25 protein-coding genes are annotated in these 22,686 nt (G+C 56.4%); 14 read left to right on the forward strand and 11 right to left on the reverse strand.

What is annotated here, in order from left to right; all coding sequences use genetic code 11:
* Nucleotides 1–89: 89 nt before the first annotated feature.
* Together ACR0AK_RS20240 and ACR0AK_RS20245 are read right to left on the reverse strand one after the other, a co-directional pair.
* A complete protein-coding gene (locus ACR0AK_RS20240; protein ID WP_480794732.1) occupies nucleotides 90–1,040 on the reverse strand; it encodes an AraC family transcriptional regulator in 951 nt (316 codons plus the stop codon).
* Nucleotides 1,041–1,167: 127 nt separating this feature from the next.
* Nucleotides 1,168–2,034 carry a branched-chain amino acid aminotransferase gene (locus ACR0AK_RS20245; protein ID WP_170561661.1) on the reverse strand — a complete coding sequence of 289 codons (867 nt, stop codon included), beginning with the start codon at nucleotides 2,032–2,034 and terminating at the stop codon, nucleotides 1,168–1,170.
* A 158-nt stretch (nucleotides 2,035–2,192) separates the two neighbouring features.
* On the opposite strand from ACR0AK_RS20245, the gene ACR0AK_RS20250 reads away from it, so the two are divergent.
* From ACR0AK_RS20250 to ACR0AK_RS20280, 7 genes are all read left to right on the forward strand, one after another.
* Nucleotides 2,193–2,705 (forward strand): MarR family winged helix-turn-helix transcriptional regulator, encoded by a 513-nt coding sequence (locus tag ACR0AK_RS20250; protein ID WP_170561659.1) that lies wholly within the window; start codon nucleotides 2,193–2,195, stop codon nucleotides 2,703–2,705.
* Complete coding sequence (locus ACR0AK_RS20255; RefSeq protein ID WP_480794733.1) at nucleotides 2,702–3,403, forward strand: response regulator; 702 nt, start codon at nucleotides 2,702–2,704, stop codon at nucleotides 3,401–3,403. Before ACR0AK_RS20250 ends, ACR0AK_RS20255 begins: the two co-directional genes overlap by 4 nt.
* 64 nt (nucleotides 3,404–3,467) lie before the next feature.
* The gene (locus ACR0AK_RS20260; protein WP_480794734.1) at nucleotides 3,468–4,394 is read left to right on the forward strand and encodes a histone deacetylase family protein; all 927 of its coding nucleotides are present in this window, start codon (nucleotides 3,468–3,470) and stop codon (nucleotides 4,392–4,394) included.
* Nucleotides 4,391–4,633, forward strand: a complete 243-nt coding sequence (locus ACR0AK_RS20265; RefSeq protein WP_058272726.1) for an exodeoxyribonuclease VII small subunit — start codon at nucleotides 4,391–4,393, stop codon at nucleotides 4,631–4,633. Before ACR0AK_RS20260 ends, ACR0AK_RS20265 begins: the two co-directional genes overlap by 4 nt.
* Complete coding sequence (locus ACR0AK_RS20270) at nucleotides 4,634–5,500, forward strand: polyprenyl synthetase family protein (RefSeq protein WP_480794735.1); 867 nt, start codon at nucleotides 4,634–4,636, stop codon at nucleotides 5,498–5,500. It begins immediately after the preceding gene.
* Nucleotides 5,501–5,514: 14 nt separating this feature from the next.
* Nucleotides 5,515–7,443: a 1-deoxy-D-xylulose-5-phosphate synthase gene (gene dxs, locus ACR0AK_RS20275; protein ID WP_480794736.1), complete on the forward strand. Its 1,929-nt coding sequence runs from the start codon at nucleotides 5,515–5,517 to the stop codon at nucleotides 7,441–7,443.
* 213 nt (nucleotides 7,444–7,656) lie between these two features.
* Complete coding sequence (locus ACR0AK_RS20280; protein ID WP_480794737.1) at nucleotides 7,657–8,079, forward strand: hypothetical protein; 423 nt, start codon at nucleotides 7,657–7,659, stop codon at nucleotides 8,077–8,079.
* Nucleotides 8,080–8,135: 56 nt separating this feature from the next.
* On the opposite strand, the gene bfr is transcribed toward ACR0AK_RS20280, so the two are convergent.
* The 7 genes from bfr to ACR0AK_RS20315 all read right to left on the reverse strand — a co-directional run bounded on the left by bfr (nucleotide 8,136) and on the right by ACR0AK_RS20315 (nucleotide 14,641).
* On the reverse strand, nucleotides 8,136–8,621 hold the full coding sequence (gene bfr / locus ACR0AK_RS20285) for a bacterioferritin (RefSeq protein ID WP_480794738.1): 486 nt from the start codon (nucleotides 8,619–8,621) through the stop codon (nucleotides 8,136–8,138).
* Nucleotides 8,622–8,813: 192 nt separating this feature from the next.
* Nucleotides 8,814–9,803: a sterol desaturase family protein gene (locus tag ACR0AK_RS20290; protein WP_480794739.1), complete on the reverse strand. Its 990-nt coding sequence runs from the start codon at nucleotides 9,801–9,803 to the stop codon at nucleotides 8,814–8,816.
* 68 nt (nucleotides 9,804–9,871) lie between these two features.
* Nucleotides 9,872–11,272 (reverse strand): DUF4856 domain-containing protein, encoded by a 1,401-nt coding sequence (locus ACR0AK_RS20295; RefSeq protein WP_480794740.1) that lies wholly within the window; start codon nucleotides 11,270–11,272, stop codon nucleotides 9,872–9,874.
* Between the two features lie 583 nt (nucleotides 11,273–11,855).
* Nucleotides 11,856–13,022 carry an adenylate/guanylate cyclase domain-containing protein gene (locus tag ACR0AK_RS20300; RefSeq protein ID WP_480794741.1) on the reverse strand — a complete coding sequence of 389 codons (1,167 nt, stop codon included), beginning with the start codon at nucleotides 13,020–13,022 and terminating at the stop codon, nucleotides 11,856–11,858.
* Between the two features lie 112 nt (nucleotides 13,023–13,134).
* Nucleotides 13,135–13,737 (reverse strand): NAD(P)H-dependent oxidoreductase, encoded by a 603-nt coding sequence (locus ACR0AK_RS20305; protein WP_480794742.1) that lies wholly within the window; start codon nucleotides 13,735–13,737, stop codon nucleotides 13,135–13,137.
* Complete coding sequence (locus tag ACR0AK_RS20310; protein WP_480794743.1) at nucleotides 13,734–14,126, reverse strand: nuclear transport factor 2 family protein; 393 nt, start codon at nucleotides 14,124–14,126, stop codon at nucleotides 13,734–13,736. Before ACR0AK_RS20310 ends, ACR0AK_RS20305 begins: the two co-directional genes overlap by 4 nt.
* A gap of 20 nt (nucleotides 14,127–14,146) precedes the next feature.
* Nucleotides 14,147–14,641 (reverse strand): nuclear transport factor 2 family protein, encoded by a 495-nt coding sequence (locus ACR0AK_RS20315; RefSeq protein WP_480794744.1) that lies wholly within the window; start codon nucleotides 14,639–14,641, stop codon nucleotides 14,147–14,149.
* Nucleotides 14,642–14,782: 141 nt separating this feature from the next.
* Here ACR0AK_RS20315 and ACR0AK_RS20320 point away from each other — a divergent pair, with 141 nt between their 5' ends.
* From ACR0AK_RS20320 to ACR0AK_RS20340, 5 genes are all read left to right on the forward strand, one after another.
* Nucleotides 14,783–15,679, forward strand: a complete 897-nt coding sequence (locus ACR0AK_RS20320; RefSeq protein WP_480794745.1) for a LysR family transcriptional regulator — start codon at nucleotides 14,783–14,785, stop codon at nucleotides 15,677–15,679.
* 51 nt (nucleotides 15,680–15,730) lie between these two features.
* Nucleotides 15,731–16,618: a helix-turn-helix domain-containing protein gene (locus ACR0AK_RS20325; RefSeq protein WP_480794746.1), complete on the forward strand. Its 888-nt coding sequence runs from the start codon at nucleotides 15,731–15,733 to the stop codon at nucleotides 16,616–16,618.
* Between the two features lie 113 nt (nucleotides 16,619–16,731).
* Nucleotides 16,732–17,685: an alpha/beta hydrolase gene (locus ACR0AK_RS20330; protein ID WP_480794747.1), complete on the forward strand. Its 954-nt coding sequence runs from the start codon at nucleotides 16,732–16,734 to the stop codon at nucleotides 17,683–17,685.
* A 60-nt stretch (nucleotides 17,686–17,745) separates the two neighbouring features.
* Nucleotides 17,746–18,255 carry a nuclear transport factor 2 family protein gene (locus ACR0AK_RS20335; RefSeq protein WP_480794748.1) on the forward strand — a complete coding sequence of 170 codons (510 nt, stop codon included), beginning with the start codon at nucleotides 17,746–17,748 and terminating at the stop codon, nucleotides 18,253–18,255.
* Nucleotides 18,256–18,265: 10 nt separating this feature from the next.
* Nucleotides 18,266–18,961 (forward strand): SDR family oxidoreductase, encoded by a 696-nt coding sequence (locus ACR0AK_RS20340; protein WP_480794749.1) that lies wholly within the window; start codon nucleotides 18,266–18,268, stop codon nucleotides 18,959–18,961.
* 2 nt (nucleotides 18,962–18,963) lie between these two features.
* On the opposite strand, the gene ACR0AK_RS20345 is transcribed toward ACR0AK_RS20340, so the two are convergent.
* The gene (locus ACR0AK_RS20345; protein WP_480794750.1) at nucleotides 18,964–19,800 is read right to left on the reverse strand and encodes a LysR family transcriptional regulator; all 837 of its coding nucleotides are present in this window, start codon (nucleotides 19,798–19,800) and stop codon (nucleotides 18,964–18,966) included.
* 91 nt (nucleotides 19,801–19,891) lie between these two features.
* On the opposite strand from ACR0AK_RS20345, the gene ACR0AK_RS20350 reads away from it, so the two are divergent.
* The gene (locus tag ACR0AK_RS20350; RefSeq protein WP_170561623.1) at nucleotides 19,892–20,887 is read left to right on the forward strand and encodes a quinone oxidoreductase family protein; all 996 of its coding nucleotides are present in this window, start codon (nucleotides 19,892–19,894) and stop codon (nucleotides 20,885–20,887) included.
* A 30-nt stretch (nucleotides 20,888–20,917) separates the two neighbouring features.
* Nucleotides 20,918–21,658, forward strand: a complete 741-nt coding sequence (locus ACR0AK_RS20355; protein WP_170561622.1) for an SDR family oxidoreductase — start codon at nucleotides 20,918–20,920, stop codon at nucleotides 21,656–21,658.
* A gap of 362 nt (nucleotides 21,659–22,020) precedes the next feature.
* On the opposite strand, the gene ACR0AK_RS20360 is transcribed toward ACR0AK_RS20355, so the two are convergent.
* Nucleotides 22,021–22,668 (reverse strand): class I SAM-dependent methyltransferase, encoded by a 648-nt coding sequence (locus tag ACR0AK_RS20360; RefSeq protein ID WP_480794751.1) that lies wholly within the window; start codon nucleotides 22,666–22,668, stop codon nucleotides 22,021–22,023.
* Between the last annotated feature and the right edge of the window lie 18 nt (nucleotides 22,669–22,686).

Genomic DNA, 22,686 nt, shown 5'->3' on the forward strand with positions numbered 1-22,686 from the left:
GGGATGCCCTCAAGTTAGGAAAAGAACCAGGTACGTTTAATTCCGGATCGTCCGCGAAAAATTGCAGATCGTTCAGATCTCAGGTTCGATCAGTGCATTGATCGATAAGCTGCCGGTGACACCCCAACCTGTTTTTTGAACACGCGCGAAAATGCGGCCTCCGAGGCATATCCCACCTCGGCCGCTGCATCAGCCACGTTCCAGCGGGCCTCGATCAGGCCATGACACGCGATCTGCATCCGCCAATCAGTCAGGTATTGCATAGGCGTGGTCGCCATCTTCTCCGCAAAGAGTTGCGCGAAGGCGGTGCGTGACATTCCCGCCTCGCGTGCCAGGGTCTCAACGCTCCACTCTTGCGCGGGCGATTGGTGAACCGCAGTCAACGCCCGCGAGATACGGGGATCTGCAAATCCGGCCAAAGCTGTGTCGCTGGGGCTTTGATGTTCAAGATGGGCGCGAATGGCCTGCGCAAACAAGACTTCGGACAGTTTCAGCGCAATAAGGTCACCCCCTATCCGCGCTCCGTTAATCTCGGACCCGATCATACGCAAAGTTGCCTCGATCCAGGCCCCAGCTTCCTCACCATAGTTTTCAATCAGGATGTAAGAGGGAAGCCGGTCTATCAGCATATGCCCGGTTCCCTTTCGCCCCGGCGGTCCTGTGAATGAGAAATGACCGCAGATCAGTTGCGTATCGCGGCTTTTGTCTTCGCCGCCGTAAACCAGAACTCCATCACCCTGATATCCAGCATCTTCCAACACCTGTTCAAGCGGCAGGGCATCCATTGGCTGGACCTCATTGCACAGCAGTGCGTGGGCAGATCCGTGCGGGATCAGGATCAGATCGCCCTGCTTGAGACGCAAAGATTCCCCTGTATTAGAGACGAATACCTTTAACTCGCCACGCTGTACAAAGTGAAATCGGGCCACGTTTTGATAGGCCGGCACCTGTATGCCAAACGGCGGCGTAAACGAGGTTCGAAAGTAGAATGTGCCCTTCAAGGACAGGCGGGTGAGAATATCGCTAAGTAAATCCAACATTGGATTAAGATAGACACGGCCGCGCGTTCGTCCAGCTATGTGAACGATCTGCAAGGATTCTTGAACGTACGGCAATGAAAAAGCCCCCACGAAAACGCAAGGGCTTCAATCACAGCTGCAAGTCCGATCAAGCGCGCACGAGCGCCTCATAATCTGCCGCGATCTCACGAGTCAGATCTCCGACCTCAAACGTATAGTCGCCGATTTGGCCAACCGGCGTGACTTCGGCTGCCGTCCCGGTCAGCCAGCACTGTTCGAAATCGGCCATTTCCTCGGGCTTGATGCGGCGTTCGTGAACAGTGATGCCTTTGTCCTTAAGCATCTGAATGACGGTCTGGCGGGTGATCCCGTTCAGGAAGCAATCGGCCAGAGGTGTATGAACCTCACCATCTTTCACGAAGAACACATTCGCCCCAGTCGCCTCGGCCACGTAGCCGCGCCAATCCATGAACAGCGCGTCCGAGCAGCCTTTGGCCTCGGCCTTATGTTTTGAGATGGTGCAGATCATATAAAGACCCGCCGCCTTGGCGTGAACCGGGATGGTTTCCGGGCTTGGGCGTTTCCATTCCGCGATATCCAGCTTGGCGCCCTGCATCTTGGCGTCGCCATAATAGGCACCCCACGGCCAAACAGCCACGGCCATACGGACGGGGTTCTTAGCCGATGCCACACCCATATCGTCGCCCGAACCGCGCCAGACCAGTGCCCGGACATAGGCGTCCTGCAAACCGCTGGCTTTCAGAGCTTCTTCCTTGGCGGCCTCGATATCGTCCACCGAATAGGGCATCGGCATATCCAGCGCTTCGGCCGAGGCAATCAGGCGCTCAGAATGTTCGCGACTTTTGAAAATCTTGCCGTTATAAGCACGTTCACCTTCGAACACCGAAGACGCGTAGTGCATCGCATGGGTCAGGATGTGCACATTGGCTTCGCGCCAGGGCACCAGTTTGCCATCCAACCAGATGACACCGTCACGATCATCATACCCCGCCATGCGAAACCTCCTGACCTGGGACTAATTTCCGATTATTGCGCCAATTAAGTCCGTTTCGGACATAAAGTTACGCAAAAACTGCGATTCGATACCTGTCCACTCTTGGAATGTCAATAACGCTGACATAAACTCGAATAGAGTAACGAATGAGGCATACTATGTCGGATACCCGTCCCGCCCCAGCCTTTGGTGGCGAGAGCCTGTTGTTTTTGACCGACGAGCAGTTGCGGCAAGGAATTGAGGCGATGTTTTTTGCCTATCGCGGCTTTACCGCTGACCCTGATCGCATATTGACCGAAATGGCCTATGGACGGGCGCATCACCGGGCAATCCACTTCATCAACCGTGCACCGGGGACGACGGTCAATAATCTGCTGGCCATTCTCGGGGTAACAAAACAGTCTCTAAACCGTGTTCTGCGCACGCTGATCGAAGATGGGCTTGTGGAAAGCCGGGTCGGATCAGTGGACAAACGTGAAAGACACCTATTTCTGACAGAACAGGGCAAGTCGCTTGAAGCAAAACTGTCCGAGGCCCAGCGCGTACGGATGCGCGCAGCCTACAAAGAAGCGGGCCCTGAGGCGGTGTCGGGGTTTCGTAAAGTGCTTGAAGCGATGATGGATGCTGATATGCGTCATGCATATACGAAACTGCGGGAAACCACCTCATGAGCGATATGGACGCCCATCTGCTGATCGTCGACGATGATGAGCGCATTCGTGACCTGTTGAAGAAGTTTCTGATGCGGAACGGATTTTTGGTAACGGCCGCGCGAGATGCAGCGCATGCGCGACGAGTGTTGTCGGGGCTGGATTTCGACATGATCGTGCTCGACGTGATGATGCCGGGCGAAGATGGCGTCAGCCTGACGAAAGCCCTGCGGGAGACTCATGCAACTCCGATCCTGCTGCTGACAGCACGCGGCGAAACCGAGAACCGCATAGCCGGGCTTGAGGCTGGTGCGGATGACTACCTGGCGAAACCATTTGAGCCCAAAGAACTGCTGCTGCGGATCAACGCGATCTTGCGGCGGATGCCGGAAACACCCGCGCAGGATGCGACGGCAAAGATACTGAACCTTGGCCCGATCCGGTATGATATCGAACGTGGCGAGATGTGGCAGGGCGAAGACCCCGTGCGCCTAACGGCGACAGAAAGTCAGTTGATGAAGATTTTCTCGGCCCAGCCCGGAGAGCCGATCAGCCGAACCAAACTGGTCGAAGATCTGGGCCGCGACAAGGGTCAGGCGCAGGAACGCGCGGTGGACGTTCAAATCACCCGTCTGCGCCGCAAGATCGAACAGGACCCCAAGCAGCCGCGTTACCTGCAGACCGTCCGTGGCGCTGGATATATGCTGGCACCTGATTGATTCAGCCGCGGCGCCTTCTTGCCTTGGGCGAGGATAACTTTGGCCAGATGAAGATGGAATCCCGATGACAACCGCCCTTTTGACCCACGCCGATTGCCTTGATCACGTGACACCGCAAGGTCACCCCGAGCGGGTGGCACGGTTAGAGCACATTCTTCACGCATTAGAAGGCTTGGAACTGACACGTGTAACCGCCCCTTTGGCAGCGGATGACGACTTGCTGCGCGTGCATCCGGAAAGCCATATCCGTGAAATCCGTAACAACAGGCCCTCCGATGGCTTCAAACAGATTGACGGCGACACCTTCATGTCCCCGGGGTCGGTGGACGCGGCCTACCGGGCTGCCGGTGCGGTTGTGCGGGCGGTAGATATGGTTTTGGGTGGCGAAGCCGCAAATGCGTTTTGCGCCATCCGCCCGCCCGGTCACCACGCCGAAACCGAAACGGCAATGGGGTTCTGCCTGTTTGGAAACGCCGCGCTGGCGGCCAAGCACGCATTAGATCATCATGGATTGAAGCGCGTAGCTGTCGTTGATTTCGACGTTCACCACGGAAACGGCACGCAGGATCTGCTGTGGGATGAAAGACGTGCACTGGTGATCACCAGCCAGCAAATGCCGCTGTGGCCCGGATCAGGGCGCCCGGACGAAACCGGCTCTTATGAGACCGTTTTGAACATCCCGCTGGCGCCCGGCACAGGTGGGGCCGAGATGCGGACAGCGTACGAAACGCAAGCCTTCCCGAGACTGCGCGCATTCAAGCCGGAACTGATCATCATCTCGGCAGGTTTTGATGCGCATCAGGACGATCCGCTGGCCAACTTGAACTGGTCTACAGGCGATTTTGCTTGGGTCACGGCTGAGCTGTGCAAGATCGCCGATGAGCTATGTGAGGGTCGTATCGTCTCGACTTTGGAGGGCGGGTATGATCTGAACGCCCTTGCCGAGGCCACTCGTGCCCATGTGGAAGAACTGATGAAGGCAGCCCGATGACCGATACTCCTGTTGATCAGATGACATTCGAACAAGCGATGAAAGAGCTTGAGGCCGTTGTCGGCCAGTTGGAGCGTGGTGACGTGGCGCTGGATCAGTCCATCGCGCTATATGAACGTGGTGCCGCACTAAAAAAACGCTGTGAAGATGAGCTCAAGCGAGCCGAGGAAAAAGTGGCGGCGATCACCTTGGATGCCAACGGGCAGCCAACCGGGACTACACCTGTCGAAGGTCAGTAAATGTTCAAAGAAGTTCTGGCGCAGGATGCCACGCGGATTCAGGCTCAGTTCGATCTGGTTCTGAACGCGCTGGACGATTTGGACGTGACCCGGGCGATGGCCTACACCACCCAAGGCGGCAAGCGGTTGCGCGGGTTTCTGGTGCTGGAAAGCGCGCGGATGCACAGCGTCGATGGCGCAAAGGCGATCTGGCCTGCAACAGGGATCGAGGCGCTGCACGCCTATTCGCTGGTTCATGATGACCTGCCATGCATGGATGATGACGATCTGCGGCGCGGACGCCCTACAGTCCACGTGAAATGGGACGACGGCACAGCCGTTTTGGCTGGGGACGCGCTTCAGACACTGGCCTTCGAGCTGTGCGTCCGGCCCGAGGTTGGAAATTCCGAGGTTCGCGCAGATTTGGCTCTGACGCTTGCCAAAGCCAGCGGCGCGCAAGGGATGGTTTTGGGCCAGGCGCTGGATATGGCGGCCGAAACAGCGGCCGCGCCCCTGTCTCTGGAGCAGATCACCAAGTTGCAGGCGGGCAAAACCGGTGCTCTGATCGAATGGTCCGCCTGCGCCGGTGCGCGGTTGGCCCAAGCGGATCCTGAACCCTTGCGCCAATATGCCCAATCACTTGGCCTTGCTTTTCAAATCGCGGATGACATTCTGGATATCGAAGGTGATGCTGAGAAGGCCGGCAAACGACTGCAAAAGGACACCGATGCCGGCAAGGCCACGTTTGTATCGCTGTTGGGTTTGGACGCCGCTAAGACGCGTGCTGCAGATTTGGTAGAACAGGCCTGTGCAGCGTTGGACGGGTACGGTGCAAAGGCTGGTACCTTGAAGGACGCAGCACGCTTCGTTATTGCCCGGGACAGCTAAGCCAGGAACGCCATATGTCTGACCGCCCGAACACGCCCCTGCTGGACCTTGTGAACCGCCCCGCGGATCTCAAGCAGTTTTCGGACGCGCAGCTGCATCAGGTGGCGCAGGAATTGCGGTCTGAGACGATCTCGGCCGTGTCAGTTACCGGCGGACATCTGGGCGCAGGCCTGGGTGTTGTTGAACTGACGACCGCTCTGCACGCTGTTTTCGATACGCCGCGCGACAAGATCATCTGGGACGTTGGTCACCAGTGCTATCCGCACAAAATCCTGACTGAGCGGCGCGACCGTATCCGCACGCTTCGGATGAAGGACGGGCTAAGTGGTTTTACCAAACGCAGTGAAAGCCCCTATGACCCCTTTGGCGCGGCACATAGTTCAACCTCGATCAGCGCCGCACTGGGTTTCGCTGTTGCCCGCGATCTGGGCGGCGTAACACCTGAAGGTCTGGGCGACGCGATTGCCGTGATCGGCGACGGTTCGATGTCTGCGGGTATGGCCTTTGAGGCGATGAACAACGCAGGCCATCTGAAAAAACGCCTGATCGTCATCCTGAATGACAACGAGATGAGCATCGCCCCACCGGTGGGCGCGCTATCAAATTACCTGTCGCGCATTTACGCCGAAGAACCCTTTCATGATCTGAAAGCCGCCGCCAAAGGCGCGGTTTCCCTGTTGCCGGAACCGTTCCGCGAGGGGGCAAAACGGGCCAAAGAGATGCTTAAGGGCATGGCCGTGGGGGGAACGTTGTTCGAGGAGCTGGGTTTTTCCTATCTCGGCCCGATCGACGGGCACGACATGGATCAGCTGTTACCCGTCCTGCGAACGGTTAAGGCGCGCGCGGCCGGTCCGATCCTGATTCATGTGCTGACAAAAAAGGGCAAGGGCTACGCCCCTGCTGAGCAAGCCCGCGACAAGGGCCACGCTACCGCGAAATTCGACGTAGTAACGGGCGAACAGAAAAAAGCGCCATCGAATGCTCCGTCCTACACATCTGTTTTTGGCAAGGCGCTGGTTGAAGAAGCCGCGCGGGATGACAAGGTCGTCGCCGTGACCGCTGCGATGCCCGACGGCACCGGGCTGAACCTGTTTGCCGAACGCTACCCATCGCGCTGTTTTGATGTGGCGATTGCCGAGCAACACGGCGTAACCTTCGCCGCCGCGCTGGCGGCCGGGGGTATGAAACCGTTTTGCGCAATGTACTCCACCTTTTTGCAGCGCGGTTATGATCAGGTCGTGCATGACGTGGCCATTCAGCGCCTGCCCGTGCGTTTCGCCATAGACCGTGCCGGTCTGGTGGGTGCGGATGGTGCAACCCACGCCGGGTCATTCGATATCGCTTATTTGTCCAACCTGCCCGGCATTGTTGTCATGGCCGCAGCGGATGAGGCCGAGTTGGTGCATATGGTGGCCACCGCGGTGGCGCATGACGATGGCCCTATCGCCTTTCGCTACCCACGCGGGGAAGGCGTCGGCGTCGACTTGCCCGAACGCGGTGAGGTTTTGGAAATCGGCAAAGGCCGGATCATCCAGGAAGGCGCGCGCGTCGCGCTGTTGTCATTCGGAACCCGGCTGGCTGAAGTGCAAAAGGCAGCCGAGGCTCTGGCCGCACGCGGGATCACACCGACGATCGCCGACGCCAGGTTCGCCAAACCGCTGGACCGCGATTTGATATTGGATCTGGCCGCCAACCACGAAGCGTTGATCACCATCGAAGAGGGTGCCATTGGCGGCTTTGGCAGTCATGTTGCCCAGCTTTTGGCGGATGAAGGCGTTTTTGACCAAGGCCTCAAATATCGGTCCATGGTTTTGCCCGACACCTTTATCGACCAGGCCAACCCTGCGGACATGTATACCGTTGCGGGCCTGAACGCCGAGCAGATCGAGGCCAAAGTTTTGTCCGTCCTGGGCGTTGTATCCATCGGCGAAAAACGCGCCTGAGGCAGGATACGCAACACCCAAAAAGCTTGGTTGCTTGAAAAGCTGCAAGTGCCATGTTTGGAAATCCGCAGACTTCCTCTGGTTCAGGGTGGGTCTTTGAAGGCACAGGACACGCTTACGTCCGGGCGTGACGTTCCGGCGAGGCCGCTTTTCTGGTAGGAAATAGAAAAACGAAAACTCCACCCTTGAGCAGGCGGGCGGATGAGAAACATCATGGCAGCTTTGGCGGCGCTCTTTCTGATGAGCGTGGCGGCAACCTCAAAAGAGATACCGGTCGGCAATGATCCGGGTGGGCGGATAGTGGATCGCATGGTCCAGATAGAAATCGCCAACCAAACCGACGCGCAGTTTCAAATCATTGGAGACTACTGCCACTCTAGCTGCACCATGCTTCTGGGCGCGGACGATGTCTGCATTTCGCCCCAGACGATCTTCGGGTTTCACGGCCCCCATCGTTCGAACCGGAAAAAGATGTCGGCAGATGAGTTCGCCAGAAAAAGCGCGTCACTGTCGAGCTACTACCCAAGTCCTATCAGAAACTGGTTCATGTCCAAGGCGCGGTTCGCCGGCCCCAACGAGCTTTTGTTTGTGACCGGTGAGTACCTTATAGGCCTCGGCGTGCAGGAGTGCGCATAAGCACGCGATACCCACTTCCTTGGCGGGTATCGCAAACCCTGTGCCATCAGGAGCAACTATTCGGCATCTTCCATTTTGGTTGCATTTAGTTGCGCGAAGAGCTCGGCTCCGACGCGGTCATACAATTCAATCTGAGTCTCGAGGAAGTCGATATGGCCTTCTTCGTCCGACATCAGATTTTCGAACAAACTCATCGAGACATAATCTCCGGCCTCTTTGCAGACATCCCGCGCTTCTTTGTAAAGTGCACGCGCGCTTTGTTCCGCAGCAAGATCGCATTCCAGCGTTTCCCGGGGATTTTCACCAATCCGCAGGGGGTCAAGTTTTTGCAGGTTGGGATGGCCTTCCAGAAAGATAATACGCTCGATCAGTTTGTCAGCGTGCTCCATCTCTTCGATGGATTCTTCGCGGCTTTTCTTGGCCATGCTGCCAAGACCCCAATCGTCTTGCAAGCGGTAGTGCAGCCAGTACTGGCTGACGGCCGTCAGTTCGTGGCGCAGAGCTTTGTTCAGGTACTCAATTACCTTTTTGTCACCTTTCATGATGAAACTCCTTGGCTGTGTCTAAAAAACTGGTGCGGAAACAACTTTTTTAGGCTCAATGCTATCACCTGACCGACGGAACCCAAAACAGGCAAATATTTGTTTTGAAACAGGTATTTGCCACTTTCCTGACGATTCTCGTTTGAATTAGGGCACGATTTTCTCAGGCGCTAACAGTGCATTAGAAAAGGCTTAGTCGTTCCGAAGTGAGCGCCTTTCGACAGCGTCCCGCAGCCGCCCAAATCTTCGCCTTAAAATCCGTGTGATATCCACAAAGGGTCGAAGATAGATATCCATCAAGCGTGACGGATGTGCCTCAGACGGTTGCAAGCCGAATTTCAAATCTTCGTCGCGCCGCGACAGGTACAAAGACCCGAACAACCAGTCCCAAATGGCCAGCGCCACACCAAAATTCTTATCATGATGCTTGCGTGCGATTGAGTGATGCACCTGATGCTGCGCAGGTGATATCAGGATGTGTTCCAGCCATGGCCAATACTGGATCGATATGTGCGAGTGCCTGAGGTTCGATCCCGTCACATGAAAGACAAAGGACATGACGTTCACACCAAGTACCGTATAGAGGTCCACCGCACTGCCGAACAGGAACAGGAAAACTGCCATCGTCGTCCCCTGCGCCACCGCGCTGCGCAGGCTAAAGAGAATACCCTCCAGCGGGTGCGTTCTGTAGACCGTGATCGGTGTCAGAGTCTCGGCCGAATGATGGGTTTTGTGGATGGCCCACAGCAGAGGCCAATGATGCATCCATCTGTGCAGAAGGTATTTGGTAAAATCATCAAGAATGAAGATCGTAACTGTGAACAGGGCAACAATCACACCTATCGGGGCGTCCGAGAATACGCCCCTTTGCAGGAATGCAATGTCATGCAGCGCGTAGTATAGAGCCGTTGCAATCGCCAGCTGTGTCACCAGCAGTGGCGAGATGAACATCGTGAACACGCGGTTTATCAGGAAAATCTTGTAGTCCGCCTTTGCCGATGGCGAAAACAGGATTTTTCGGTCAAATATCTGCTGCAGCGCCAGCTTGAATGACGACCTTCGGACCGCAATCAGCCAAACCAGCGCAATGAGGACTGTCAAAAACAAATACCCCAAAAAGACACGCTTCTTGGGGTTGGAAAAATCGGTCAGGACAGAGCCTATATACTCGATAATATCCAAGTGGTGCCTTTCGGCTTGCTGTCCGGCGGCGCCTTTATGCGCGCCGCCGGATTAGAATCGCAGGATCCTTAGTCGTTTTCTGCCGACGCGTTTTCGCCCAGCTTGTCCGCCAGAGCGGCCAAATCAGCCGTGGCGTCATTGGCGCGGGATTCAATGCCGAATTTTTCGATCAGCAGTTTCTGAACTTTCAGCATGTTGACCTGATAGTCGTCCAGCGTCATTTCACGGCCACGTACAAAGTTGCCGTCTGCGTCAATGTCAGACACCATCTTCCCGTCCGGCATCGCCGGGCCAAAGCCGATCAGCCAGTTCAGGTCGATCGCGGTTGCGCCCAGATTGTTCTTGCCCGACTGCAGCGCCATCGAGAAGCCTTTCAGCTCACCCCAATGCTTGACGTAGTTACGCAGCGCTTTGTCGCTGTCTTCGCCCGATTTGATCTTGTCGATGTCTTTGTAAACCGAACCGGCATATTTGAACGTGGCTTCAGCCAGCGTCTTTTCCCAGTTGGTTTCGATGATATCGGCATAGTTCTTCAACTCGGCACGCTGTTCATCGGTCAGCGCTTCGCCATTTGCCGAGGCAATCAGCGCGCGGCCGTCGCGGAAGGCGTTGAAGATGGTGGTCATGTACTGGGTGTTCTTATTGCCACCTTTATCAGCACCTGCGGCGTAATATGCCGGACCAAAGACAAACTCAGTCTTCAGGTCGATGACGCCATCGCCATTGGCGTCCGCTGCTGCCAGGTCCTTTTGCTTGGACACGGCATAGTTTTGCTCGGGGGACAGGGTCACGGAATGCGCCGCGGCGCCGAAGTAACCGAACGCCTCATCCCATGAATGTTCTTTGCCTGTGTAATGCGCGCCCTCGGAATAGGGCTTGTCGTTGGGCTTGTTGTCGGCTTCCAGTTTTTCGTCGAGATAGTTGTCGACCGCCTGGTTATACGCCATCGCGCCCAACGTAAATTTTGAGATCAGCTGACCCCAGTCCATCCCGTTGACCGGGTCGTAACCCTGTTCGGACGCGGCGGCCATCTTGATCATCTGCAGCGCAACGTCGACACCCGACTGATTGCCAGGCCAAGCGGTCATTGCGCCGTTATAGAACTTGCCCGAGATGTTCTTGCCCTTGGAGATTTCATTTACAGTCGCTTGCTTGACTGGAAAGCCGTCTTTCGAGACCGGGGCGATGATTTCCAGATCTTCTTCGGATCCGTTGAAATAGGCCAGCATCAGCGCTTCGACTTCGGCTGCATTGTTGCCACCGTCACCTTTTGCAGCGGCTTTCTTCAGGCTGTCGTGCAGAACGTGGCGCGCAATCTGACCCGAATAGGATACGGAATCGGTTTTGTCGCCAGAATACCCTTTCACGGTGACGGGGAACGGACCATAGGCTTGCTCAGCAAACGCAGCGCCGCTGAAGAGCGTCGCGGCAACGAGCGCCGAGGTGAATTTCAGGTTGGACTTGGACATGAGATCCCTCTTCATTTTCAGACTAAAAAAGTCGGATATTTTTTGTTGATGTTTTTAGTCAGCTTTTTGACCGACATGTCAAGTGCAATCCGAACCGGTCATGCGTTTTGTTGGTGGGTTTACCCAACCAGAAGCGTGCTTCTTTTCACCGCAAGGCTTTGTTTCTGAATTATTTCAAAGGCTATTGCGTGGAACGTTTGATCTCCGTTTTGCGGAATTGGAAAGAAGTGGCTGAAATTGCGGAGCTCCAAATCACGTTTCTCTGAGATTTTGTGTTGTAGTAGGCCAGCGCCGGGGAACGAAGCTGCGGTTCCCCTCTACGTCTGCCTTGCACACATCACCATCAGCGAAATCACACCACGGGTGCGCTGCGGTCATTCTCTTTTGACCCGATTCAGGGGTTTAACATCACCTGAAACAGAAATTGGTATTTCAACTAAATCCAGAGGCACGTGACCAACCTGTGCTCTTTTCTTCCTTCCACCGACTGGTATCAAAGTGCAGAAATAGCTACCCTCCCGCGAAAAGATTTATTCTTGCGATCGGCACGAAAATAACAATTGAGTTCGCCGTTTAGTTGATTTCAGGAGCGTTTCTCTCGGGTCTTAAACACCTCGATTTCCTCGGGTAAACCGCGAACAGAATGATAGCCAGTTGACTGGATACTATGCGCCATGTGCCTGGCGACGCTCTGTGTCACCAATATCTTTTCGTCCAGTTTCTTGCACAGGTCCTGAACCCGACTGGCCACGTTCACGGCCTGACCGACGACCGTGAAATCCAAACGGTCCGGACTGCCGATGTTGCCAAAGGTGACGCGACCGAAATCAATGCCGACTACGAATTTGATTGGCTCTTTTTTCTTTTCGACTGCTGCATCGTTGTAGTCGCGCAGATTGGCCAGAGCTTGTTCTGCCGCCTGTACCGCAGATCTACACGAGGCTGCCACATCGTCATCAACGTTGAAAACAGCGAGTATGCCATCCCCCATGAATTTGAGAACGTCACCCCCATTGTCCTGGATGGGTGACACCGCCATCTCGAAATACTCACCCATCATGCAAAGCAAGTCGCTTTCGGACCAGGATGAAGCTTTCTCAGTGAAACCGCGCAGATCCGCAAACAGGATTGCGGCAGAAACTGTTCTGTGTTCGTTGCGCTTTATGTGCCCCTGATCGATTTCTTCCGCGGGGCCGTGCCCCAGATAGGTTTGAAGAAGGCTCTTTTGCGACTGGCGCATCGCAATGGGTTCCAAAGCAGCGGCAAGTGCGTATCGCGTGTCTTCGATGTATCGGATATGCGAGTCCGAAAACCCAGCATCTGCGTTAGAGGTAAAACTGGTGCCCTGAACCGAGCCGTTTCCATGTTCTAGCGGGATGGCCAGAAAATCGGTGGCGCCTGCTTCGGCCAGCTCGGCATAGACCGGATGTTCTGCCTGGACATCGAGATCGGTCAGACGCTTGCGCAATGGGCGCCGCTGGGTGACGACATATTCGAACGGACTGCCTTGCCACGCACTGGTCGACAAAACCGTGGTCGGTACGGTGTAACGGCGGGTTTCCTCGGGTGTCCAGATGATCCCCCACGCGCTGAGCAAAGGGTTAGAATAATTCTGTGCGATCCTTGCGCGGGCTAAAGGTACGCCAAGCGCGGTCAATCCTTCGCAATACCCTTTGACGATGAGCCTCTCGTCGCCCAGCAGGCGACCATCGGAAATCAACCAGTGGTTCAGGCGATCAATCTCGGTCACTGGGCTCTCACACTCTTGTTCCGCGCTGATAGTTTACCCGTCATTGGTCGTTAGAAAACCCGCGCCGGCTGAAAACCCCATGTTTTTCTGCCGGGCGCAGGATAGGTCGGCCTCAGCTTACTGCCGCTGCCAGTGAGGGGTCGTCTTCCAATTGTTTGAGCAAACGGGCCTGTCTCACCTTGGGGTCCAGTTCGGGGTCGCTCAAATACGCCAACATATGGGGGACGTTCGCGTCAATCTGCTCCTGAGTGGCCACAGCCATGCCATGAGCCACGAACGGCCTTAGATACGTCATTCCGGCCAGGTTCGCTGTCTGTTGGAACGGTTTCAGAAACTCGGCCATCGTAAAGTTGTTGTATCCGCCTGCGTGATAGCTGTGCTCGGGACCTCCGGTCGAGACAAGGATGAGGAACTCACGACCTTTTAGTTGGTCGCCGCCCGGCCCATATGCAAAGCCATAGTTCAGCACCTGATCCATCCAAACTTTCATCACCGGGGGTGCTGAATACCAGTAGAATGGAAACTGGAACACGATCCGGTCATGGGCCAGTAAGAGGGCCTGTTCGGCTTCGATGTCAAAGCGCATCTCACTGCCGCCGATGGCGGTCAGATCACGGGTCGTCACGTCGGCGGCTTCTGAAAGTGCATCAAACCATGCGCGGTTGATGCGCGATTTTCTTAGGTTCGGGTGAGCGGTGAGTACGAGGGTTCTCATGTCTCTGCCTCTTGCAGCAATTTTGCGGAATATTGGGTGATCAGCGGGCGGCCCTCGGGTCGGGTTTCAAAGCGCCAGTTTTCCTGAACGCGGGCTTCGATGTGCTCTCCGGCCACGGTCGTGGCGCGAAACAGAACTTCGAACTGTGCGGCACCGGGCTTGATTGCAACCTTGCTAACGTGATGCTCGGTTGGGCGCTGCAAAGTCTCAAGCACGCCACGATACCAGGCCCGCACGCGGTCATGCCCGCTGAGTGTGGTGTCGACGTCAGGCATGTCCCAGTGCACGTCTGGGTGGAGATCAGGCAGGAATTCTCCGATCGGGTCCAGCCTGTCAAATCGGGCAAACCAGTCTGCGATGAAACTGCGGATTTCGAGGTAATCGGGCACTTGAAACACCTGTTGATCGTTTATTTGGCCAGTCGCTCAGGGACCGGAGCCAGCGAGTATTGGGACCAGAAAAACGTGTTTGCCGCATCCTGATCGGCGGACAAGTTGGTTGCTTCGACGATCTTGCCATTCTCGATCCGATAGACGAGGGCCCATGTGGTATCGACATTCGGTTTGCCGTCTGCGTTCGACCAGCCACGGTGGATATCAACCACATGGGTCTCGTCCGCTCCGAAATAGACGGGTTCAGCCTGAAATCCGGCTGTGCCCAGTTGTTCGAAGAAGGCCAGCACCTCATCACGACCAATCTTAGTTCCGGACAAGGGGTGGCGGCCCGGGATGTGCCATTTGACGTTTTCGTCCATCACGGCTGCGATGCCGTCCAGATCACTGGTGCCATAGGCGGCAAAGAAGTCCTGTACGACTTTGAAATTGTCTTCGGGGGATGCGGCCATGGCGGTATCTCCTGCGATCAAGGCAGCGGTGAGGGCAGCAACTTTGGTCAGACTGTTCATCTTGTGTCCTCCTGAATACTTGGTGACAGCCTTCTGGGCTGCGATGACACGAAGATAATAACTCCGGCGATAAGTGATAATTCACTCTTCATTCACCTCTTTCATGTATAAAATCTAATAATGGAGTAATTCGGGGACACGATGCGCCTGCCACTTTCCACCCTCGAGATCTTTACCGCCATCGCGCGCCATGGGTCGTTGCGTGCTGCGGCAGAGGTGCTGGGCATCAAACCATCGACCGTCAGCCATCAGCTGAAAGCGCTGGAAGAACAGCTGGGCACCGCGCTTTTTGTCCGGACGACCCGCTCAATCAGCTTAACAGAATCCGGACGCGCCCTGATCCGTGGCGCGGGGCCTGCCTTTGACCAACTCTCCGAAGCAGTCGAAAGTGCCCGCAGCACCGGTCACGCCGCGCGGGGCACGTTGAAACTGGCGATGCCGGAATTCGCCTATCACCTGTATGTTGGCCCGATCCTCAAGAGGTTTTGTGCCGCGTATCCCGAAATCGAATTGGAACTGTCGCTGACCGATGCGCTGTCAGACATACTCGGCGAGGAGTTGCATGCTGGATTCCGTCTGGGGGATCGTGTGGCGCAAGACATGGTGGCGGTGCGGTTGACGCCGCCGCTTCCGGTGACCGTTGTCGCCAGTCCGAACTACCTTGCGGCACGGGGTATCCCGGAAACGCCGCGTGATCTACTTGGGCATAACTGCATCCGCTACAGGTTTCAGTCTTCAGGTCAGATTGCGCCATGGAGTTTCCAATCGAACGAGGGGGAGTACTCTGTCGATGTGCAAGGCAATCTGATCGCGAACGCTCTTCCAGCTTCTGTCGATCTGGCCAAGCGAGGACTGGGACTGGCCTATACGTTCAAAGCCTATGTCGACACGCAGATCGCTGCAGGAGAGTTGCAGCCGGTGCTGGATGACCATTTGGCCCCCACCCCAGGAATTTTCATGTATTTCCCGCGCGAGTATAAATCTATGATGCCCTTGAGGTTATTCATCGACCACATAAAGCACCAGCAACCTGTTTGACCTTGCACGCGCAGACCTCACATATCGAGTATTGCAAGCCGGAGCCGCTTATTGCCCCTAAGATACGCTGATATCTACCCGTCAGAACCTTTGCTGAACAGCGATGCGATGCAGCGCCCTTCGGCGGCTGGTTTGATGTCAGTGCGTTATTTTCGGGCCAAACCTGATCGGATGCCAGAGGAGGTGTTTGCGGAACACCATGTCCTTTTGAACCTGCAGGAAAAGGGGCATCGCGTGCAAAACTGGCGGGACGGCACGCCACGGGATTTCACCTTTTGCAAGGACGAGGTAATCGTGACCCCAGCAGGCATGAGGTCGGGGTGGCGGTGGTACGGACAGTCCGACGTTATTGTGGTCACCTTGCATCCAGACAAGGTTCAGCGCTTTGCCCAAACTGAGCTTGGTACGTTGTTAGCTCCGGAACAGTTTCACGATCAGCCGCAGTTTTCCGATCCCGACTTGTGTGCTGCTGGCGTCATTCTGCGCGACGCGCTTGCAACAGACGATATGTCCTCGGCTGTGATGTTCGAGGCAATGAGCCGGGTATTTCTGGTCAAACTGCTGCAGAAATACGGCAAACGCCGTGCTGAAGAGGTCGAACTGTCCGCGCGCTTTTCATCTCAGCACTATCAACGGGTGCTGGCCTATGTGCAGGACCGTTTGGATCAGACAATCACCGTCGATCAACTGGCCCACGAGGCAGGCATGAGCCCCTCGCACTTTGCGCGAGTTTTCAAGGAGACGCTCGGCTCGACCCCTATGCAATATGTCATGGCTTATCGGGTCGAGCAGGCGATGAAAATGATGGAGAACCCCGCGCGCCCTTTGGGCGACATCGCTTTGGCCTGTGGGTTCTCTGACCAGGCGCATTTTACGCGCAGTTTCAAACAGGTGGTGGGACAGACCCCGCGCGCGTTCCGTGCGGCAAATGCCGTCTAAAGCAGGATCTTTCAAAAACGCGGCAGTCCGGTGCAAGTATCGCTGCCGCCAGCAACGTATCTCAACTGTCATCGGGCTTGCGCCCATCCAGACAGTTTTTGGGAGATATCGCTATGAACACCCTCGCCCTGAACACCGCCGCTGCGCTTATGGCATCAACAGCAGCCGTCGCGCAGGTTGAAACCCGCACCGTTACCTTCGAGAACGAAGGCGCTATGCTGTCCGGCACGCTGTATCTACCGGAAGAGCGCGGATCAGAACCGCTGCCGACGGTCGTCGTGACCGGAGCATGGACATCGGTTCAGGAACAGATGCCCGCCAACTATGCCCGCGAGATGGCCGAGCGCGGCTTTGCCGCCTTCACCTTTGATTTCCGCGGTTGGGGCAAATCGGGCGATTTGCCGAAGAACGTGCGCTTCGTAGAAAGCCCCGAGGCCAAGACATCGGACATCAAAGCTGCCATCGCATTCGTCGCGACCCTGCCCGAAGTGGACGCCGATCACATCAACGGTCTGGGGATCTGCGCTTCGGCCGGGTACATGGTCGATGCGGTTTCCGGCAATCCGCTGATTCAGCGGCTGGGCTTGGTTGCACCATGGTTGCAGAATGAAGAGATCGTCGAGGCGGTCTATGGCGGTGCAGAAGGTGTCGCCGGGCTGATTAAGGTGTCCCACGCCGCCGAGGCCGCTGGTGGCCAGATCATTCCGGCGGCAGGCCCCGAGGGTGCCGAGGGCGTGCTGATGCCGATCGGCGGATACTACTATGAGGCCGACCGTGGCGCGATCCCGGAATATGATGACAAGTGGAACAATGCAGGCTGGGAAGGCTGGCTGACCTATCATCCCGCCGACAATCCGCAGCGATTGGATAAGGCACTGGCCATTGTGCACTCGGAAAGCGCGGCGATCCCGCAAGGCGTACAGACCTTCCTTGCCGGTTTCGCAGGCGAAGCGACGGCGGAATGGCTGGAAGATGTCACGCAGTTCGATTTCTACGACAACCCCGAGGATGTCACCCGTGCGGCAGATACCGTCGCTGACCACTTCCGCGCCGGTTCGAGCAACTAAGCCCTGTCCGGACGCCGAGCAGTCGTTCGGCGTCCACCTTCATCTATTCGGAGCATCCCCATGCGTAGAAAACTCACATCGACCCTTGCTGCCGTCTCCATGATCGGAACCGCGGCTCTTGCTGAACAACAGGCGGATATCTCGACCGCCATTACCGGCATCGCAGCAGGTGCTGACCGCCACGACTGGACCCGCGTACGCGACGCGTTTGCCGATACCGTCACGACGGATTACACCAGCCTCTGGGGCGGAGACCCGGTTACACAACCCGCAGATGAGCTTGTGGCGGGTTGGTCCGCTTTCTTGCCCGGTTTCGACGCGACGCATCATATGGTGACCAATCATACAATCACCTCTCTGTCCGATACATCCGCCACGGCACAGGCTGATTTCACAGCAACCCATCGTCTTGATGACGGCTTGTGGGTGCTGGGCGGCCGCTATGACTATGAGCTTGAAAAATCAGACGATCGCTGGGTTGTCACATCAATGACCATGACGGCAATCTGGGAATCCGGTGACCGTGGGCTTGTGGCTCTTGCCGGCCAACGCGCGGCCGAGGCGAATTGAAGGAGAGACCATGACCAGTCAGCGCATCGCACTCGTGACCGGCGCCAATCGCGGTATCGGTAAAGAAGTTTCCCGCCAATTGGCCCGAGATCACGGCATGAGGGTTCTGATCGGTGCGCGCGATCTGGCGAAAGGGAAGGCTGCCGCGGATGAGATCGGATATGGGGCGGAAGCCTTGGAATTGGATGTTTCAAGTCCGGACTCTGTTGCCGCCGCCTTCTTTTTGATGGTTGAATCTATCTATGGTCGTCTCGATGTTCTGGTGAACAATGCGGGTGTGGACTATGACACCGACCAACAGGTCCACCTCGCCGATCTGGATCGCGTTCGCCGCGCGTTTGATACGAACCTTTTCGGCCCTTGGGATACCACGATTGCGGCGGTGCCACTGTTACAACGAGGCACGGATGCCCGGATCGTCAACGTCTCATCTGGCGCAGGGTCTCTGACCAATATGTCCGCCGGCACGCCCGGCTATGGCGTGTCCAAAGCGGCTCTGAACGCGCTCACCCTCAAGACCGCTGCCGCCTTGAAACCTCAGGGTATTCTCGTCAATGCCGTGTGCCCCGGCTGGGTTGCGACGGATATGGGCGGCGGAGGACGTCCGATTTCCGAGGGCGCCAAGGGCGTTGTCTGGGCCGCAACCTTGCCGAAAGGCGGCCCGACCGGTGGGTTTTTTCGCGATGGCATTGCAATTGATTGGTAGGTTCAGTCAGGTGTCATGAAATCAATCAGCTTCCTGACCCGCGCAGGCAAAAGGCGACGACCGGGATAGACGGCGAACATGTCCCGCGTCATTGGTGTGGCGTCTGTGACCAGCAGCCGTTGCAAATCACCGTCCATCATATCCAAAGGCAGCATCGCTACACCCAGATTGCGGCGAACTGCCTGCGCAATGACATCAAGGTCGGACAGGCTGTGCGCGATCTGCTTCGGATGCAGCGTTTCCCCACTCTCTAGCACCCAGGGCTGTCCAGCCGTCAGCGCGGGCTGCGCCAGAAACTTACGCCGCGATACTGGACCGTCCAACCCACGTTCTTGGATGAATCCTTGTCCTGCGCAAAAGCAGTAGGGAACAGACCAAAGCCGTTTCGCGACAAGACTGGAATCCGTCAGCGGGCCGACCCGAAAGGCCAGATCGATATTGTCACGAAAGAAATCCAGCATGACATTTGTTGTCGTCATCTCAAGTGCCACATCCGGATTCTGCTCCGCAAATTCTAACAGCCGAGGACCAATGGTCGTACGTGCAGCCAACGGCGGTGCCGTGATGCGGATGCTCTGGCGTCTGGTATCGTCGGCAAAACCCGCAATACCTTGCAGCGCCTCGATCGGGTTCTGACATCGGTCCAGAAGGCGACGGCCCTCCTCCGTCAGGCGAACCTGGCGAGTTGTCCGCTCGAGCAGTTTGGCACCCAGATGGTCTTCCAACTCTGCGATCCTTCGGCTGACCCGGCTGAGCGGTATGCCCAAACGGTCCGCAGCCTTGGAAAAGCTGAGGTGGTTGGCGACGACAGTAAACAGGGCAAGGTCGTTATAGATCATTATCCTATTTTTGGGATTATATCTCTCAATATCAAATATTATCATTTGATGGCGTGATTTCTACCTTCTGCGCAACAGAAGGAGACAGCTCATGCCTTTCGCCGTTGAAATCACCCAGACCGGCAAACCGGACGTTTTGCGCAAGACCAACCGGCCGACCCCTTCCCCTGATGCCGGGGAAATCCTGATCCGCAATAAAGCCGGGGCGGTCAATTTTATTGACACGATCATCCGTCGCGGTGAGATGCCTGAGGGGATGATGCCCAATCTGCCTCATGTACCCGGGGTCGAAGGGGCCGGAGTGGTCGAAGCGCTGGGTACGCGTGTCGAAGGCTTCTCTGTGGGGGATCGCGTGGCGTGGATGGGGCCGATTGGCGCTGGTGCATACGGTACGCATTCGGTGATTGCAGCACCCTATGTCACCCGGTTGGCCGATACCGTGAAGTTCGAAACCGCCGCGGCAATCCCCGTCAACGGGATGACCGCCTATCACATGCTGGTCAATCTGGGCGGCGCTGCGGCGGGCAAATCCGTACTGGTTCACGCGGCAGCCGGGGGTGTCGGCACCATGGCCCTGCACATCGCAAAGCATCTGGGCATGACAGTGATCGCCTCGACCAGCACCGACAAGGTTGGGTATGCCAAAGATCAAGGTGCCGATCACGTCATCGACTATCGCACCGAGGACGTTACTGCGCGGGTGATGGAACTCACCGACGGGCGCGGCGTGGATCTGACGCTGAACCCAATCTCGGGCGAGTCTCTGAAATCAGATCTCGATGCGCTGGCGCCTCTGGGCACTGCAGTTCTGTTCGGGTTCCTTGCCGGCCCGCCATCAGGCAGTTTTGCCGAAGACTTGGCGAAGCACTTCCAGAAATCCGTCTCGATCCGAGTCAGCGACATATACACATATTTTGGTAACCGACCCGATCAATTTAGCGCGGATATGGCCACAGTGTTTAATCTGCTTGAGACGGGCGTTCTGCGTCCGCAGGTCACGGCTCTGCCTATTGCCGAAGCCGCCGAGGCACACCGCCGTCTGGAAGCCGGTGAAACCACCGGCAAGCTGGTGCTGAGCATCGACTGATCAATCCAACAAAAACGAGGAGCCATAACAATGAGTACGGTTTTCGAAACCGCCCTGAAAGGCAAGCACATTGTCATTGTCGGCGGTAGCAGTGGTATGGGGAAGGCAACGGCAAAGATGGCCACCGCCCTCGGGGCAAAGATCACTATCGCCAGCCGAAGCGGTGCCAAGTTGCATGCGGCGGCAGACGAAATCGGCGGCGGAGTGCAGATCGCACCGGTCGATACAACTGATGAGGCCGGCGTGAGATCATGGGTCGGGGCCCTGGGCGCGGTGGATCACCTAGTGATCTCAGCTTCAAGTGCTGCGCATGGTGCGTTCACCGATCTGCCCACAGACGATCTGCGCGCCATGTTCGAAGCCAAGTTTATAGGGCCCTATTTGGCTGCGCGCGAAGTGTTGCCTGTGTTGGTTGAAGGCGGCTCGATCACGTTCTTTTCCGGTGTGCTCAGCCGTCGCCCATCCGCCGGAGCCACTGGCCTCGGCGCGGTAAATGCCGCAGTCGAGGCACTGGCGAAAGGATTGGCGCTGGAGTTGGCTGGTCGGGCACGGGTGAATTGCATCAGCCCTGGCATGGTCGCGACTGAAGCCTATGCCGAAATGTCGGAAAAAGCACGTGAAGGCATGTATGCGCAAGTTGGTGGCACCCTGCCCGTAGGCCGAGTCGGAGAGGCCGACGACATCGCGCAAGCAGTGATCGTGGCGATGACAAACGGGTTCTTAACCGGCACTGTGCTGGATGTAGACGGCGGCCACCTGGTGCGTGCTTGATGCCTGGCCTAAGTCCTGTGTTAAGAGCAAAGTGCGCCCAACATTGCGGCCAACCATTTCAGTGGGTGAGAGGATTACCGATTTCCACTTCCTCAGCAAAGCTGCCGTTCACCCCGAGTGCAGCGATAGTCTGCTTCCGACCCTGAGCGACGATTGCTACGTTCGTCATCTATGTCGTCTTTGGGCGCGAAGCAGTCATTTGCTGCACCAGGCCTGAATGACGGCTCGGCGGACAAAGGCCTTTCACAATAGCTTTCTCAAGGTGGTAGCAGACCGAAGTAACTCCGTTCAATACAGTATGAAAGTATCGTGCAATGAGTCGCAAAGATCGTTCAACGAATGCCGCTGAACGAACTAAAACTTCAAGATTTTTGCGCGACTATATAGCGGCTCTGGAGCATTGAGGCTTGATCGGACGTAAAAAGGATATCGAAGCCTGCGGACGCAATCTTCCTTTCAAGCGCTGAACCAGACACAAAATGCACAAATGGGGCTTTCCCAAGAGCCTGCATAATTGGGATCGCGACCCGACTGATCATCGCATATTTGAAACCACCGCCCTCAGGTGCGCAGACGGTTTTGGATATGAAAAACCCACCGGGTTTTGTAAGCGCGGAAATGTGCTGGAGCGCTTTGTCCAAATCGGGCAGGAGATGAAGCAAATTATGCGCCAGGATCACGTCGTAAGAACCGTCATCAAGACCGTGCTCGAGAACTTCAGCCACCTTGAAAGTGACATTCTCCAATCTTTCTTTAGCACGCTTCTCATCGGCAATCTTGATCATGCCCGGAGCGAGATCCGTGGCAGTGATATGGGCAACATGCGGTGCGAGCAGCAGCGCGGTTGAACCCGTTCCGCACCCGATTTCCAGTACGTTGTCCTCTGCTTTCAGGTACGACTTCGTAACCTCGAGTGTTTTCAGATACCCTTCCATGTTGCGGATTGGGTCTGCCGCATACTTTTGCGAGATTTTGCTCCAGAACGCGGCATCCTTGGACAAAGCAGCCATTTCATCACTCTCTTACAA

This window comes from Ruegeria sp. BI12 (assembly GCF_056537985.1).